This window comes from Pseudarthrobacter sp. NPDC058362 (genome assembly GCF_042723515.1).
Lineage (GTDB): Bacteria > Actinomycetota > Actinomycetes > Actinomycetales > Micrococcaceae > Arthrobacter.
The window spans coordinates 63,542-78,697 of the sequence record NZ_JBHXIW010000001.1; the positions used below are offsets into that span (position 1 = coordinate 63,542).

Consider the following 15,156-nt stretch of genomic DNA (forward strand, 5'->3'; position numbering starts at 1 on the left):
CGTGACCATCGCACCACCCACCAGGCGCCTTGAGGCGTCGGCCCCCGCCGTTCCGTTTGCTGCGCAACTTGCCCGGTTCGGAAACCGGCCCGCGGTGCTCGCCGGCAGGGACACGCTCAGTTACGCGCAGCTGGCTGCACGGGTGGGACAGGCAGCGGACCGGCTCGGTCCGGCCCGTCGGCTGGTGCTCCTGGCCGCCACGAACGGCGTCGACTCCCTGGTGGCGTACCTGGCTGCGCTGTCCGCCGGCCATCCCCTGGTGCTGGTCCCCGGTGACAACCCGGCGGCTGTGGAATCCATCAAGGCAGCGTTCGACCCCGACGTCATCATGGGTGACGGCGCCGGGGACGGCATTCCGCGCATCACGGACGTCCGCACGGAAACGCGGCACCTGCTCCACCCGGACCTTGCCCTGATGCTGAGCACCTCCGGATCAACCGGATCACCCAAGCTGGTCCGGCTCTCGCACCGCAATGTCCAGGCAAACGCCGAGTCCATCGGCGAATACCTCCGGCTCAGTGCCGGTGACCGCGCCGCGACCACGCTGCCGATGTCCTACTGCTACGGCCTCTCGGTGATCAACAGCCACCTCGCTGTGGGAGCTTCGCTGGTCCTGACCGACCTTTCCGTGGTGGACCCGTGCTTCTGGGAAGTGTTCACCCGCACCGAAGCGACGGCCTTCGCCGCGGTGCCGTACACGTTCGAGCTGCTGGAGCGGATCGGATTCCAGGACATGGACCTTCCGCACCTCCGCTACGTCACCCAGGCCGGCGGGCGCCTCGCCCCTGAGCTGGTGCAGCGCTACGCCCGGCTAGGCCGGGAGCGGGAGTGGGAGCTGTTCGTCATGTACGGGCAAACAGAAGCGACCGCCCGGATGGCCTACCTGCCGCCGGAGCTCGCCGCAGAAAGCCCGGCGCGCATTGGCGTGCCGATTCCCGGCGGGAAGTTCCGCATCGACCCCGTGGACGGGCTTGAGGACGGGGAACTGGTGTATACCGGACCCAACGTGATGCTGGGATATGCCGAGTCGCCTGCGGACCTGGCGGAAGGGCGCACCATCACTGAGCTGCGCACCGGCGACTTGGGCCGACGGCACCCGGACGGGCTGTACGAAGTAACGGGCCGGCGCAGCCGGTTCCTCAAGATCGCGGGGCTGCGGATCGACCTCGGCCGGGTGGAGCAGATCCTGGCGGATCTGGGCGTGCAGGCATCCAGCGCCGGCACCGACGGCCAGCTGGTGGTGGCGCTGCAGGGCACTCACGACCCGGACCTGCTGCGTAAGATGCTGGCGGGAAGCCTGGGCATTCCGCGTGGATCCGTGCAGATGTTCTCCGTGGCGGAACTGCCGCGGCTGGCAAGCGGCAAGCCGGACTATCAGGCCGTGCTGGCCCTTGCGGCCCCGGCCCCGTCACCGGCAACGGATGAGCGCCCGGTTAAGGCCGAAGGTCCGCAGGACGTGCGGCGGATCATGGCGGAGCAGCTGGAGCTCGAGACCGTGCAGGCGGACAGCACGTTTGTTTCCTTGGGCGGGGACTCCTTGTCCTACGTGGCTACCTCAGTCCGGCTGGAAAAAGCCCTGGGCACCCTGCCATCCGACTGGCACCTCCGAACTGTCGCCGAACTGGAACAGGTGTCGCCGCCTCCCAAGCCGCGCAGGAAGCTGACGGCACGCATCGAGTCCAGCATCGTCCTGCGCGCGGTTGCCATTATCTTCATCATCAGCACCCACATCGGCCTGTTCCATTGGGAAGGGACGGCCCACGTGCTTCTCGCCGTTGCGGGCTATAACTTTGCCCGCTTCCAGCTTGGAGGGGAGCGGGCCCGTCGGCTCCGACGCCAGGCGGCGAGCCTGGCCCGGATCGTGGTACCCAGCATGGCGTTCATCGCCTTCGGCTATGTGGTCACCGACCACTACAGCGTGGCGAACATCTTCCTGCTGAACGCCTTAATCGGGCCGCAGGAAGTGACCACCGAATGGCACTTCTGGTTCGTGGAGGTCCTGACTTACCTTCTTGTCTGCATGACGGCCCTGCTGGCCGTCCCCGCCGTGAGCCGACTGGAACGGCGATTCCCGCTGGCGTTCCCGCTGGGTTTGACGGCTGCCGGGCTGCTGGGCAGGTTTGAAATCGTAGACCTTGGCGTGCCGAACACCGGCCCTGCCCTGTGGCTGTTCGCACTGGGGTGGACCGTCGCCCGGGCCCGGACGGTGCCGCACCGCCTGCTGGCGTCGGCCATTGCAGTGCTGTGCGTTCCGGGGTTCTTCTACGGCGACCTGGTGCGCGAGGCCACGCTGCTGGCCGGAATCCTGGTCCTCACCTGGGTGCGGACCCTGCCGGTCCCGAAGGGCCTGCAGAAGGTCACCGTACTGCTGGCCAGCGCCTCGCTGTACATCTACCTCACGCACTGGCTGGTGTTCCCCTACTTTGTTGCCCTGCACCCGGCCGTTGCCGTCGTCGCATCCCTCGTGGCCGGCGTCGGATACTGGGCCCTGGTCAGCTGGGTGCTGGGACTGAAGCGGCGCCTCACCCGCTCTGGCGTGGGCGCCCTTCAGGCCAGCCGCTCCTAGACCAGCCCCGGCGAGCTGGCGAGGATGTAATCCGCCGCGGCAGGCCCTTTCATGCTCAATCCGGCATGGCCCGGGTTGAGCCGCTGTTTCATGGCCGCCCAGAACGTGGTTTCCGGGCGGGGAGCTTTCTGGTTGATGAAGCACCAGCTGGTGTACAGCCCGTAAAGGCGGTCACAGTCCAGGGCAGACTCTGCATCAGGGTCGAGGTGGGTGGCTTCCTGGAGGAAGAGATCAAACTGCGAATGTGCCATCACGGCTTCCCATCGCTAAGTGCGCGGTGCCGCCGTTCGGCTACAGCAGCGGACTCCCATGCCATGCACAAGTGCTTGGGAGCGTTTGGCGGCGCCATCGAGAAAGTCGGCGGGCCGCTAAGCGATAGTTCGCTTGTCTACGATGTAGACTTTACCTGTAGACCAACCAAATAGGCAAGCGTCTGGACTATTACCCAGGGGCGCCCAGCCGAACCAATGGACGGAACAGTCAATGGCATCCCCGAAGAGCCCGGGCGCGCGAACACGGACCGGCAAAGCTCCACTGACAAGGGATCTGGTCCTCAGCACAGCGCTGGAGATCGTGGATTCGGAGGGCCTGGACGCGCTCACCATGCGGCGCCTGGGCCTGGCGCTGGACCGGGACCCCATGAGCCTGTACCGCCACGCCGAAAACCGGGCCGCCCTGCTGGACGGTGTTTCGGAGCTGGTGCTGAATGAACTTTCCATTCACCCCGAAGATCCGGACTGGAAGGCTCAGCTGCGCCATATTGCGCACAGCTTGCGGGCATTGGCGCTGCAGCATCCGAACGTAGTTCCGCTCCTGGTGACCAGACCGCTGTCCACTCCGCTGGGCCTCAGGCCGCTGGGAACATTGCGCCCGCTCGAGCAGATCCTCTCCCTGCTGGTAGGGGCCGGCTTTGCTCCGGACGACGCCCTCCACGTGTACCGCGCCTACTACGGCTTTCTGTACGGCCACATCCTCAACGAACTGCAGGAGTTCGTGGTGGACCCGGAGGAGAACGAGGTTCTCCTCCGGCTGGGGCTGCACCGGTTGCCGGCCAGGGAGTTTCCCCGGCTGCGCGCGCTGGCCCCCGCGCTGGCTGAATACGACGGCGCCGCCGAGCTTGACCAGGGCATGACCATCCTGCTGTCCGGGCTGGAAGCACAGCTGTCCCGGCAATCGGAGGGCGCGGTGACCGCTTCCTGAAGGGCCGGAGTGCCGGGGGCTATTCGAACGAAGCCCTGCGGGGGTCCGAAGCCCGGCTGTTCCAGATATCCGGGCGGGTGACTTTGAAGCGCCGGCCGGTGAGCGCCCGGGCAGTGAGCTGGACGTAGTTGTCCTTGTCGCCGGGCTGCCACGGCTCCAGCCGTTCTGCGTCCACCGCGTCCTTTTCCGCCTGGTCCTGCATCAGCGCCGTGTCACCGCGGGCCACCACGCTCCACGCCATCTCGGATTGCGGGTCGTATCCGTCGATCTCCAGGGCCGCCGGGCGCTCCGTCATTGCACTCCAGAGCTTGGTGCCGCCGGCGGTCCGGAACACGATGCTCCGGCGGTGGAGCACATAGTTCACCGGAAAAATCTCCGGGTGGCCGTCCACCACGATGGCGATCCGGCCAACGGTGTCGTTGGCCAGCAGGTCCCAGCACTCGTCGAACGACAGCTGGTCGGTCCGGGGCGCGTCAGCGTTCATGGTCCCACCATACGGGGACCTGGCTCCGTCCGGAACGTGTTCTTAATCAATCCCTGCGAAGAGGGTGCTCAGCTCCGCGGTCAGTTCCTTCTGCAGGGCGGGGGTGCCGATTTCCTTGCCATCGATCCTGTTGATCGGCGCGAGGAGGCGCACGCTGGAGATCAGCCACACCGCGTCCGCGTCCAGGAGATCCTGCGGCTCCAGGGGACCATAGCCGAGTTCCCAGCCTGCCGCCCTGGCGGCGCCGAAAAGGGCGCCCTGGGAGGTGCCTGCGAGGATGCCACTGTCCAGCTGTGGGGTCACCAGCCGCTTGATCCGCGTGCCGTCGTCGGACTTTTCCACATGCGCCAGAAGCACCGTGGACGTGGGCCCCTCAAGCACCCGACCATCGGAGGAGACGAAGATGACGTCGTCAGCGCCCTGCTTGCGTGCGTATCGGAGGGCGGCCATGTTGACCGCGTAGGAGAGGGTCTTGGCGCCAAGGAGAAGCCACGGGGCACGTTCGCCCACTTCGCTGTCGTAGCCGCGCTCCAGGAGGATCACGTCCAGGCCCGTCTCGCGCTGCCGGCGGCCCAGGCTGCCGGCGGGGGACACCTGGACCCAGGCCGTGGGGCCGTCGCTGCCCTCCACACCGCGGGTGACCACCAGTTTCACCACCCGTTCGTCCCCGGAGGAATCTGTGGCGGGGTTCTGGTGGAGGTGCTCCGACAGGGCCGTGTCGATGGCACGCCGCCACGCATCCTGGTCCGGGATCACCAGGTCCAGGGCCTCCGCGGAACCGCCCAAACGGTTCAGGTGCGCCTGCATCTTCCGGACCGAGCCGTCCACCGCCAGCATGGTTTCGAAGATTCCGTCGCCGCGGGTGGCGCCCTGGTCCGTGACCATCAGCTGCGGTTTCGCGGCGTCGGCCAGGCGGCCGTCCGGGAAGGAGGGATCAAGGAAGACGAGAACCACGGGAGCTGGAGAGGTCATGGCTCCAGCTTAGTGCCGCGCGCGCCGGATAAGCTGGGCGCAGCGCCCCGGCAGGAAACCGTCCGCCGGGAGCTCGTGTCCCGGGGGTTGTTCGCTTGTTGTGGCCGTTTTCGCTTGCCGGCACCGCGCCGATGTGGGTTGTGGTAGTACTTGCCGCCGCCGACCTGTTGATCAGGGTGCTTGCCGTGGGAATCATCCCCGGCAACCGGCGCCCTACCACGGCCATGGCCTGGCTGTTGGGCATCTTCTTCGTGCCGTTTGTGGGCCTTCTCCTGTTCCTGCTGTTCGGCAATTTCCAGCTCTCCAGTCGACGCCGCCAGCAGCAGGAGCTCGTCAACGACAGGGTCCGGGCCGGCATTTCGGCGATCGCGGACGCGGAGAGCCACTACCCGGGCCCCGAATGGGTCATTTCCGCTGCCGAGCTTAACCGCCGCCTGGGTTCGCTGCCGATGGTGGACGGGAACTCGGTGGACCTGATCCCGGGTTATCCGGACTCCATCCTGGCCATGACCGAGGCCGTGCGGAAGGCGAAGAAGTTCGTCAACGCGGAGTTCTACATCATGAGCACGGACCATGTTACCGACGACCTGCTCACGGCACTGGAGGAAGCGGCCGAACGCGGCGTGGAAGTCCGGGTGCTTTTCGACCACATCGGCACGCTGCGCGTCAAGGGCTACCGGAAACTCCTCAAGAGGCTGCGGGCGGGGAAGATCCAATGGAAAAGGATGCTTCCGCTGCTGCCGATCCACGGCCAGTGGCGTCGGCCCGACCTGCGGAACCACCGCAAGATCATGGTGGTGGACGGGGAGATAGCGTTTACGGGTTCCCAGAACCTGATCGAGCCCTCGTACAACAATCCGCGCCACCGGAAGGCCGGCCGCGAGTGGGTGGAGCTGATGGCGTGCCTGCGGGGCCCGATTGTCACCACCCTCAACGTCGTCTTCGCAACCGACTGGCTGAGCGAGACGGACGAGTCCCTGGAACATCAACTGCAGCTTCCGGGGAACCCCGAACCCGGGCACGTGACAGCGCAGGTGGTGCCCAGCGGTCCCGGATTCATTACCGAAAACAACCTGCGCCTTTTCAACACCCTGATCTATTCTGCGCAGCACCGCATCTCCATCTGCAGTCCATACTTTGTGCCGGACGATTCCCTGCTTTATGCCATCACCACCGCCGCCCAGCGGGGCGTGGACGTTGAGCTGTTCGTCTCCGAAAAGGGCGATCAATTCCTGGTCCACCACGCCCAGCGCTCCTACTACGAGGCGCTGCTCGAGGCGGGCGTCCGGATTTATCTCTACAAGGCACCGTTCGTGCTGCACGCGAAGCATTTCACCATCGACGACGAGGTGGCGGTCCTCGGGTCAAGCAACATGGACATGCGCTCCTTCTCGCTGAACCTCGAGGTTTCCGTAATGCTGCTTGGGGAGAAGATCGTGGACAAGATGCGGGCCGTCGAGGACACCTACCGGGACATCTCGCACGAACTCAAGCTCGCCGACTGGCTCAACCGGCCGCTGGCAGCACGGTACATCGATAACGTGGCCCGCCTCACCGCAACGGTCCAGTAGCCGCGGAGGGTTCAGTCCCGGGGGAAGTCTGAGCCCAGCGTGGAGAGGACGCCGTAGGCCTTGGTGCGGATTTCGTCGTATTCGTCGTCGGGAATGGAATCGGCCGTGATGGCGCCGCCGACGCCGAGGGACAGTTCCACTGGCCCCTCGCCGGGGTGGCTGATCACCAGGGTGCGGATCGCCACGGCGAGGTCCGTTGCCCCGTTCAATGAAAAGTAGCCGATCGCGCCCGAATATATTCCGCGCGGGCCATCCTCCAAGCTGTCCAGGATCGCCATGGTGCTGATCTTGGGCGCGCCGGTCATGGAGCCGGCGGGGAAGCACGCCGCCACGGCCTCGGCACGCGACGATCCAGGCAGCAGGCGGGCGTCGATGGTGCTGACCATCTGGTGTACGGTGGCGTAGCTTTCGATGGCGCACAGCCGGCTCACCGTCACGGTCCCGGGCACCGCGAAGTGGCTGAGGTCGTTGCGCAGCAGGTCAACGATCATGATGTTCTCGGCCCGGTCCTTCACCGACGTCGCCAGGTCGGTGCGCAACCAGGCATCCTCCTCCGGGTCGGCGGCCCTGCGGCGGGTGCCCTTGATGGGCTCCGCGCGCATCCCGCCGTCGGCAGCGATCTTCAGGAACCGCTCGGGCGATGTGCTGGCAACGGTCAAGCCACCGAGCCGCAGGTAGCTGGCGAAGGGCGCCGGATTCCGATGGCGAAGGGCCAAGTAAGTCGCCCAGGGGTCGAACCCGCCGGCCGGGACCGCAGCAGTGAGCGTGGTGGTCAGGCAGACCTCATAGGAATTGCCCTCCGCGATCTGCGCTTGCGCTGCCCCGATCTTCCGCCGGTACTCCACGCCGCTGTCACGGCTGCGGAACGCGGGGGCAGGGCGCACGACGGCGGTTCCGGCGCCGGCTTCGGGAAGCAGGCCCCCGGGGACCCTGCCCCCTTCCAGGGAGTCATCAACCGCAGCCCTGGCTCGTGCGAACCAGGCATCCGCCTCCGGCTCGTCTAGTGCAAGCAGCCACACGGCGCCCGCGGTATGGTCAAGGACTATTGCGCGCCCAGCGAAAATCAGCGCAGCGTCCGGTGTGGGCGATTCGACGTCAGAGCCGCCGGTCTCCCGTTTCAGCTCGTATCCCAGGGTGCCCAGCCAGCCCAGCGTGAATCCGCAGGAGTAGTCCTCTGGAACAGTCACGGAGGGGGTGCCCCAGACCGTGTTGAGCCAGCGGAAGAACGGGCCGGTAACCTGCGCTGTGGCGGACCCGGAGCTCACCCGGGTCGCCCCGGAACTGTGGGTGGCCGACTGGCCGAACGCGCCGCCGTCGTCCGCCATGATGCTGAAGCGGCTGCGCCCGGCGGTACCCCCTTCGCCCCCTTCGGCGGACAATTTCCCCACGCGTTCCGCGGGGAATAGTCCGTCCTGGGGGGAGTGCTGGGAGCTGTCCAGCCAGACTGCCTGCGGGGAACCACCGTAAAGGGTGTGGAACAGGGCGGGGGCGTCCGGCCTGCACTCCAGTCGCTCGGCGCGGAGGGTGTAGGCGTGGCGGGCTGCCACTTCGGGGGCGAGCACCGTGGACAGCGCGGGCAGATGGGGGAGGAGGTGCAGTACGTCGGCGGGAGCCCCGCCGTCGGCCAAGTTATGGACGCACAGGTCGGCGTGGTCGGGAACGGAGTCGGCAGCGAGCCAAGCGGACTCCTGGGCCGCCCACTGGTCCCAGAACGGTTCATAGGTGCTGCCGTCGCGGTCCAGGGCCCGGGTGCGCCGGACGTCGTCCGGTGACTCGGCCCAGATCACCGCGCCCAGGAAGGGGCGGGCCGCGGCGGCCGCGGCCCCCACTCCCTCCACGATGACGATCTCGGCGGGAAGGGTGACCCGGGCGGGGCCGTCGTAATGGTTCTCCCAGTCCCAGCTGGTCCAAGTGGCAGCCTCGCCCCTGCTCAGCGGCTCCAGCACTGTGGCCACATACCGTTCGATGCCGGCGGCCAGGCCGTTCCAGCCCGGATAGATGTCCTCCAGGTGGAACAGCGATACCTTGTGGTGGGCACGGAGCCGGACCGCAAGCTCGACGGCGAGAGTGGTCTTCCCTGCGCCTGAACGCCCGTCGATAGCAACGATGACGGGGGCTGGGCTCATGGATTAGAGCGTACCGCTATCCCTGGCGCGCTTTCATCCGGGGGTTCTTCTTGTTGATGACGAATGTGCGTCCGCGCCGGCGGACAATCTGGGCGCCCGGGATCTTCTTCAGTGCCCGCAGTGAATTCCTGACCTTCATGGTGTCTCCTTGTAGTGGGTGGTTCTTGCGTGTTCAGCTGGCAGACGCCAGACCAAACGGATCCTGCAGTTCATGGCCCGAGGCCAGTTCCTCGTCCGTCAGCTGGCAGTGCAGCAGGAGCTCCGCGAACTCCGCCGGGTCAAGATCCTCGCCAGTGGCTTCGATGACAGTGCCGGCGTCCAGCCTTCCCCTGGCGGGGAGGACGGTTCCTACGTTTTCCAGCCACACCCGCGGGCCGATGCCTTGGATGGCGATCCGGCACTCCGGAGCCGATGCCACCCACAGATGGCCTCGCAGCACGCAGCAGCCCTCGGCCAGCGTGCCCAGGGCGAGGCGGAACCGGCCCGGATGCAGCGGCCGCTCCGCTGACTGCCTGACCGTGATAAACGGCGACGGCGTCGCGGCGGGTCCGTCAAGGCCAGGAGCGATGCGGATGTGCGGGGCGAGTTCGCGGATCAGGTGCAGGCCCCGTTCGCGGCCTGCCGGATGGGCGGGGACGATATCCGGCTCGGCCAGCACAACGAGGTCCGCGGACTCAAGTTCACCAACGAGGAATTCCCCGGGCGTGCGTTCGTCGTCAGCCACCGGCGTGAATCCGGATTCGTAAAGGGTGTGCGAGTCCCAGATGTGGTCCTCCAAGGCGTCCGGCGCGCACGCGAGCATCTTTTCGTAGGTAATCGCTGTGCCCGTGGTCCGGTCGAGGCCGCGCTTGAGGGCAGTGACGGCCACCGTTCCGGGGACCGCCGGGGGCAGGCCAATGATGATCGTGCCGCCGGCGCCGGCAGCGAGGCGTTCGACGGCGGGTACCAGGTCCAGGCGGACAGCGCAGCTAAGGCAGCCGTGCTCAAGCAGGGTTTCCTCCCGCTCTACGAGGGTCCCGTTCCCAAAGACGCGGCGGATGACGACGCCGTTCTCCAAGAGGTCGTGCAGGATCACCAGGGAATTGGGGTGCCTTGCGGCCAGGTCTTCACAGGCCTGCTGGCGGCAGAGGGCGTCCAGGGAACCGACGACGATGAGGTGCATGCCGCCAGATTAGTTGAGAATGATTCTCAACTGCAAATTGATTCCCCGAGGGCGGCCGTCCGGACATGGTCAATAAGGCCGGGAATGGCGGCGTGAATCTGATGCCAGACGGCGTCGAAGTCGGCGTGGCCGCCGTACCAGGGGTCCTCGATGCCTTGGTCCAGCCGGTCGCGGCCGTCCATCGCGGGGTCGAAGCTTCGCAGCATGCGGACCTTGTCCAGCGACTCCTGGTCGGGGGCCGCTTCACTGAGCCAGGCGTAGTGGTCGATATCCAAGGCGAGGATGAGGTCACGGTCCCTGAACCACTGCGGCTCCCATTTTCTGGCCACATGGCTGGCCGAGAGGATTTGGGTGGCCGCGAGGCGGCGCGCTGCCCGCGGGTCGATGGGGCGGCCGGACTCGTATCCAGTGGTGCCGGCGGAATCCACAACCACCGCCCCGTCCAGCCCCTCGCGTTTCAAGGCCTCCCTGAGCATGAGCTCCACCATGGGGGACCGGCAGATGTTTCCGGTGCAGACGGCGATAACGCGGTATGGGCTCGACGCTGAGTTCATGACACTAAGCATGCGCGCATATCAGGGCCTTGGCTACCCGCGATTCATGTGGATTGACAGTTTTGTAAAGATGGGTGACTTAGGGCCAAGCGGGGTAGGACTCAGGGTTGGACCCGCTCCGCACGCCCGCACTTCCCTCCTTAGGCCTCAGTGCATGAGGGCGAGCAGGACTCCCACGGCTACGAAGAGGACGCCAAATACGCGGTTGAGTATCTGCTGGCCCCGCTCGTTTTGGGTGAGGCGCTGGAAGGAACGTGCTGCGGCGGCGAAGAAGAACCACATGACCAGGATGTCGATGGCCACCACGGTGGCCGTAAGAACCGCGTACTGCGGAAGCAGTGGCTGTTCAGCCCGGATGAACTGCGGCATGAAGGCGAGGAAAAAGACGATCGCCTTGGGGTTGAGCAGGTTTACCCACAGCCCGCGCCGGAAAATCGACCAGGCCGGCTCGTTGCGTAGGGCGGTGGCCTGTTCTTCTGCGACGGTGGGCTTTGCGAGGAACTGCCTGATGCCGAGGTAGACGAGGTAGGCAGCCCCGGCGTAACGGATCACGTTGAAGGCCACCGGTGAGCTGGCCACCAGGACCCCTACGCCCAGGGCCACGATCAGCACGTGGATGACCAGCGCGGCCTGTTGTCCCAAAATGCCCCAGATGGAGCGTCGGAACCCGGCATTGAGCGAGTTGCTCATGGTGTTGATGGCCCCTGCTCCAGGGGTGAAGCTGATCAAGGCGCCGGCGCCCGCAAGGGTGAGCCACAGGGAGAATTGCACCCCATAATCTTACGCGCCGACGGGCGACGTTCCCCGGCGCTAAGCCCTTGCAATGACCTCACCGTTGGGAATCAGGAACCAGCCGTCGTCCGTGGAGCCCCAGCGGTGCCAGCCGGCGGAGATCCTGGCCAGGTCCGCCGGGTTGGCGAAACCATATTCCAGGGCCTGTTCCGCGAAGGCGGAGTGCAGCACCCGCTCGCCCCACACGCGCGCCTGCCAGCGGCGCTGTTGGCCGGTGGCGTACAGCCAGTTGCTGCTGGTGGGCGCGACGTCGGTGAATCCTGCTGCCTGGGCCCAGCTGACCAGCCGCCGCCCGGCGTCGGGCTCTGCTCCGTTCCGGCGCGCGATGCGCTGGTAAAGCTCCATCCACTCGTCCAGCTCCGGGATGGCGGGGTACCAGCTCATGCCGTGGAAATCGGCGTCGCGCACGGCGACGATGCCGCCCGGCTTCGCCACCCGGCGCATCTCGCGGAGGGCTTCCACCGGGTCGGTCAGGTGCTGCAGGACCTGGTGGGCGTGCACGACGTCGAACGTGTCGTCGTCGAACTCCAGGTCGTAAATGTTGCCGGTGACGAAATCAACGTTGGAAACTTCCCGTTCCCCGGCGAGCGCCTTGGCCTGCGCGATGATGTCAGGCGACCGGTCCAGCCCGGTGACCGTCCCCGGGGCAACCAGCCCAGCGAAGTCGCAGGTGATGCTCCCGGGTCCGCAGCCGACGTCGAGCATGTCCGTGCCCGGCTGCAGGTGGGGGAGTACGAAGGCGGCGGAATTTTCCGCCGTCCGGGCGGCATGGGCGCGGACCACGGATTCATGGTGGCCGTGCGTGTAGACATCGTCTTCGGGCTGCTGCGCACTCATAGCCAAACGCTACTCCTCCCGGGCGGCTACCGTCGCTTCCACCATGGCGGCCATGAAGCGCGCCGCCACCTCGAGCTCCTCCGGCGTGAAGGCCGCCAGTGCCTCCCCCATGTGGCGCGAGAGCGGGGCGAAGATGGCGCTGCCGTCCTGGTATGCCTTGGGCGTCATCTTCAATTCGACCTGGCGACGGTCGGTGCTGCCTCGCTCGCGGACCACGTGCCCGGACTGGTCCAGCCGGTCGATCAGGGCAGTTGTGGCAGGTGAGCTGAGATCGAGTTCCTTGCGGAGTACGCCGGGCGTGACTACGGCACCCCGGTCGGTGTGGCGCATGATCACCGCCAGGGCGTTGAGGTCGGTCCGGTGCATGTCCTTCCGCCCGCCGGCGGCATCCACGTACCGGTTGGCCTCCAGCGTGAATTCCTGCAGGAGGAGGACCAGGGGATGCGGTCCCTCGGTGGGTCCCGTTCCGCTCACGCGCACCTCCTCTTGTGGTCAATAGTCCGAAGGGATCCTACCGCTCCCAAGCCCGCTCCAAATAAATCTAGTCTGTCACTTATCTCTATGGTGGAGATAATCTATGATGAGTCAAACATCCACCGGCCGGGGAAGGCAGCATGAAAGCGAAGCACGCAGGCTCACCATCAAACAAGGCGCCCTTCCGGCTGCGCTGGCTTGTCCCCACGGTTCTCGTCCTCACGTGGCTCACGCTCGCGGGAATCGGCGGGCCCACCTTCGGTCGGCTTGAGGAGGTCTCCTCCAATGACCAGGCGTCCTTCCTGCCGGCCAGTGCCGAGGCGACCGCGGCCCAGGACTGGCAAGCCAAATTCCGGGACGCCGATGAGGTCCCGGCCGTCATCGTCATCGAAAGCCCGGAACGCTTCGCCCCGCCTCAGCTGCGCGAAGCCGCCGCGCTGAAAACAGAGCTCGAAGGTCTGGAGCTGGGCAGCGCCGTCATCGGACCCATCCCTTCCGAAGACGGGGAAGCGGTGCAGTTCATCGTTCCAATCAGCGAATCCCTCGAACTTGAGGAGGCCGTCCAGGAACTGCGGGACACCACTTCCGCGGGTACGCCGGAGGGTATGCAGTCGTACGTGACGGGCCCGGCCGGCCTCGCCGCGGACCTCACCGGCGCCTTCGCCGGCATCGACGGGCTCCTGCTCCTGGTGGCGCTGGCGGCAGTGCTGGTGATCCTCCTGATCGTCTACCGCTCCATCCTGCTGCCGGTCATGGTGCTGCTGACCTCCGTGTTCGCACTCTGCGCCGCCATCCTGCTGGTGTTCGGCATGGCCAAGGCGGGCTGGATTCAGCTCAACGGCCAGAGTCAGGGCATCCTCTCCATCCTCGTGATCGGCGCCGCCACGGACTACGCGCTCCTTTACGTGGCGCGGTTCCGCGAAGCGCTCACCCACACCACTGACCGCACGGCCGCCGCGCTCACCGCGTGGCGGGCATCCTTCGAGCCCATCCTGGCCTCCGGCGCCACCGTGATCATCGCCCTCCTGTGCCTCCTCTTCTCCGACTTGAACTCCAACAAGGCGCTCGGTCCCGTGGCTGCGGCCGGCATCCTCTGCGCCTTGTTCGCCGCGCTGACCCTCCTCCCCGCCCTGATGGCGCTCTCCGGGCGGGCCGCCTTCTGGCCCTTCCGCCCCAAGCTATTGCCCGACGACGAACGCGAACCCGAGCTGGTCACCGGACTTGAGGGGCAAAAGGGTCTGTGGCGGGCCACCGGGTCGCTGGTCCGGCGCCGGCCGCGAACCGTGTGGGTCGCCTCGGTCCTGCTGCTGCTTGTCGCGTCCGCCGGAGTTTTCCAGCTCAAGGCCAACGGCGTCCCACAGACTGATGTCATCCTCTCGGCCTCGACTGCCGTGGACGGCCAGGATGCGTTGGCGCGACATTTCGACGCCGGCAGCGGCAGCCCCGCCGTCGTGGTTGCGGACGAGGGCAAAGCGCGGGAGGTGCTGGAGGCAGTCAAGGCGGCCGACGGCGTCGGCGACGCTTACCTGCTGGCTGAGGGCAGCGTCCCCATCACCGGAGCCCCCGGGACTCCCAGCGCCCCGGACGTCCGGGACGGGAAGGTACTGATCAACGCCACGCTGGACGCCGCCGCCGACTCCCTCGAGGCCGAAGAGGCCGTCAAGGCCCTGCGCGCCGACGTGAGGGCGGAGGACCCCGGCGCCCTGGTGGGCGGCGTGACGGCCATCGCGCTGGACACCAACACCACGGCGCAGCGTGACCTGGTGATCATCATCCCGATCGTGCTGGTGGTCATCCTCTTCATCCTGATGCTGCTGCTCCGGTCTGTCATCGCGCCGGTGCTGTTGGTGCTCTCCGTGGTCCTCTCCTACGCGGCGGCGTTGGGGGTGGCGGCGTTCGTGTTCAACAACATCCTGGGCTTCCCGGGCGCGGACGCCACCGTACCGCTGTTCGGGTTCGTCTTCCTGGTGGCCCTGGGCGTGGACTACAACATCTTCCTGATGAGCCGGGTCCGCGAGGAATCCCTGAAGCACGGCACGCGTCCGGGCATCCTGCGCGGACTGGGCGTTACCGGGGGCGTCATCACCTCCGCCGGCGTGGTCCTGGCGGCAACCTTTGCCGCGCTCGGCGTCATCCCCATCATGTTCCTGGTCCAGCTGGCATTCATCGTGGCCTTCGGCGTGCTCCTGGACACCGTGCTGGTGCGCTCGCTCTTGGTGCCCGCGCTTGCCTACGACATCGGACCGACCATCTGGTGGCCGGGAAAGCTGGCCCGGGAGGGGCTCGGGCATCCCCGCGAACCGTTCTCCAATGGCGAAACCGGGACGCCGGCGTCGTTCGCGGACGCCGGGGAAATCCGCTAAACGGCGCGGAAGTCCGGCAGCGCGGGGCGGACCCGAATACAAAGTTGAGTCACCT

The 15,156-nt window shown here is 66.7% G+C and carries 14 protein-coding genes; 4 read left to right on the top strand and 10 right to left on the bottom strand.

The window, feature by feature from the left end; genetic code table 11:
- Position 1 precedes the first annotated feature (1 nt).
- On the top strand, positions 2 to 2,566 hold the full coding sequence (locus tag ACFWIX_RS00275) for an AMP-binding protein (protein WP_377214111.1): 2,565 nt from the start codon (positions 2 to 4) through the stop codon (positions 2,564 to 2,566).
- On the opposite strand, the gene ACFWIX_RS00280 is transcribed toward ACFWIX_RS00275, so the two are convergent.
- Positions 2,563 to 2,817, bottom strand: coding sequence for a hypothetical protein (locus tag ACFWIX_RS00280; protein ID WP_377214112.1), 255 nt, complete (start codon positions 2,815 to 2,817; stop codon positions 2,563 to 2,565). The two genes, ACFWIX_RS00275 and ACFWIX_RS00280, sit on opposite strands and share 4 nt — an antisense overlap.
- A 232-nt stretch (positions 2,818 to 3,049) precedes the next feature.
- On the opposite strand from ACFWIX_RS00280, the gene ACFWIX_RS00285 reads away from it, so the two are divergent.
- Positions 3,050 to 3,766 (top strand): TetR/AcrR family transcriptional regulator C-terminal domain-containing protein, encoded by a 717-nt coding sequence (locus ACFWIX_RS00285; RefSeq protein ID WP_377214113.1) that lies wholly within the window; start codon positions 3,050 to 3,052, stop codon positions 3,764 to 3,766.
- A gap of 19 nt (positions 3,767 to 3,785) precedes the next feature.
- Here the strand turns inward: ACFWIX_RS00285 and ACFWIX_RS00290 are convergent, their stop codons facing one another.
- Positions 3,786 to 4,250 (bottom strand): pyridoxamine 5'-phosphate oxidase family protein, encoded by a 465-nt coding sequence (locus ACFWIX_RS00290; protein WP_377214114.1) that lies wholly within the window; start codon positions 4,248 to 4,250, stop codon positions 3,786 to 3,788.
- Positions 4,251 to 4,292: 42 nt separating this feature from the next.
- Complete coding sequence (locus tag ACFWIX_RS00295) at positions 4,293 to 5,222, bottom strand: aminodeoxychorismate lyase (RefSeq protein WP_377214115.1); 930 nt, start codon at positions 5,220 to 5,222, stop codon at positions 4,293 to 4,295.
- 131 nt (positions 5,223 to 5,353) lie between these two features.
- On the opposite strand from ACFWIX_RS00295, the gene cls reads away from it, so the two are divergent.
- Positions 5,354 to 6,793 (top strand): cardiolipin synthase, encoded by a 1,440-nt coding sequence (gene cls, locus ACFWIX_RS00300; RefSeq protein ID WP_377214899.1) that lies wholly within the window; start codon positions 5,354 to 5,356, stop codon positions 6,791 to 6,793.
- An 11-nt stretch (positions 6,794 to 6,804) separates the two neighbouring features.
- On the opposite strand, the gene ACFWIX_RS00305 is transcribed toward cls, so the two are convergent.
- The 7 genes from ACFWIX_RS00305 to ACFWIX_RS00335 form a co-directional block, all read right to left on the bottom strand.
- Complete coding sequence (locus tag ACFWIX_RS00305; protein ID WP_377214116.1) at positions 6,805 to 8,919, bottom strand: chorismate-binding protein; 2,115 nt, start codon at positions 8,917 to 8,919, stop codon at positions 6,805 to 6,807.
- A gap of 16 nt (positions 8,920 to 8,935) precedes the next feature.
- The gene (ykgO, locus tag ACFWIX_RS00310) at positions 8,936 to 9,058 is read right to left on the bottom strand and encodes a type B 50S ribosomal protein L36 (RefSeq protein ID WP_011693081.1); all 123 of its coding nucleotides are present in this window, start codon (positions 9,056 to 9,058) and stop codon (positions 8,936 to 8,938) included.
- 33 nt (positions 9,059 to 9,091) lie between these two features.
- Positions 9,092 to 10,081: a GTP-binding protein gene (locus ACFWIX_RS00315; RefSeq protein WP_377214117.1), complete on the bottom strand. Its 990-nt coding sequence runs from the start codon at positions 10,079 to 10,081 to the stop codon at positions 9,092 to 9,094.
- A 26-nt stretch (positions 10,082 to 10,107) separates the two neighbouring features.
- The gene (locus ACFWIX_RS00320; RefSeq protein ID WP_377214118.1) at positions 10,108 to 10,635 is read right to left on the bottom strand and encodes a low molecular weight protein-tyrosine-phosphatase; all 528 of its coding nucleotides are present in this window, start codon (positions 10,633 to 10,635) and stop codon (positions 10,108 to 10,110) included.
- A 147-nt stretch (positions 10,636 to 10,782) separates the two neighbouring features.
- Entirely contained in the window at positions 10,783 to 11,406 is a 624-nt protein-coding gene (locus ACFWIX_RS00325) for a LysE family transporter (RefSeq protein WP_377214119.1), read from the bottom strand.
- Positions 11,407 to 11,445: 39 nt separating this feature from the next.
- Positions 11,446 to 12,264 carry a methyltransferase domain-containing protein gene (locus tag ACFWIX_RS00330; RefSeq protein ID WP_377214120.1) on the bottom strand — a complete coding sequence of 273 codons (819 nt, stop codon included), beginning with the start codon at positions 12,262 to 12,264 and terminating at the stop codon, positions 11,446 to 11,448.
- 9 nt (positions 12,265 to 12,273) lie between these two features.
- Positions 12,274 to 12,738 (bottom strand): MarR family winged helix-turn-helix transcriptional regulator, encoded by a 465-nt coding sequence (locus ACFWIX_RS00335; RefSeq protein ID WP_377214121.1) that lies wholly within the window; start codon positions 12,736 to 12,738, stop codon positions 12,274 to 12,276.
- A gap of 140 nt (positions 12,739 to 12,878) precedes the next feature.
- Between ACFWIX_RS00335 and ACFWIX_RS00340 the strand changes: the two genes are divergently transcribed.
- The gene (locus tag ACFWIX_RS00340) at positions 12,879 to 15,101 is read left to right on the top strand and encodes an MMPL family transporter (protein WP_377214122.1); all 2,223 of its coding nucleotides are present in this window, start codon (positions 12,879 to 12,881) and stop codon (positions 15,099 to 15,101) included.
- The last annotated feature ends 55 nt before the right edge of the window (positions 15,102 to 15,156 follow it).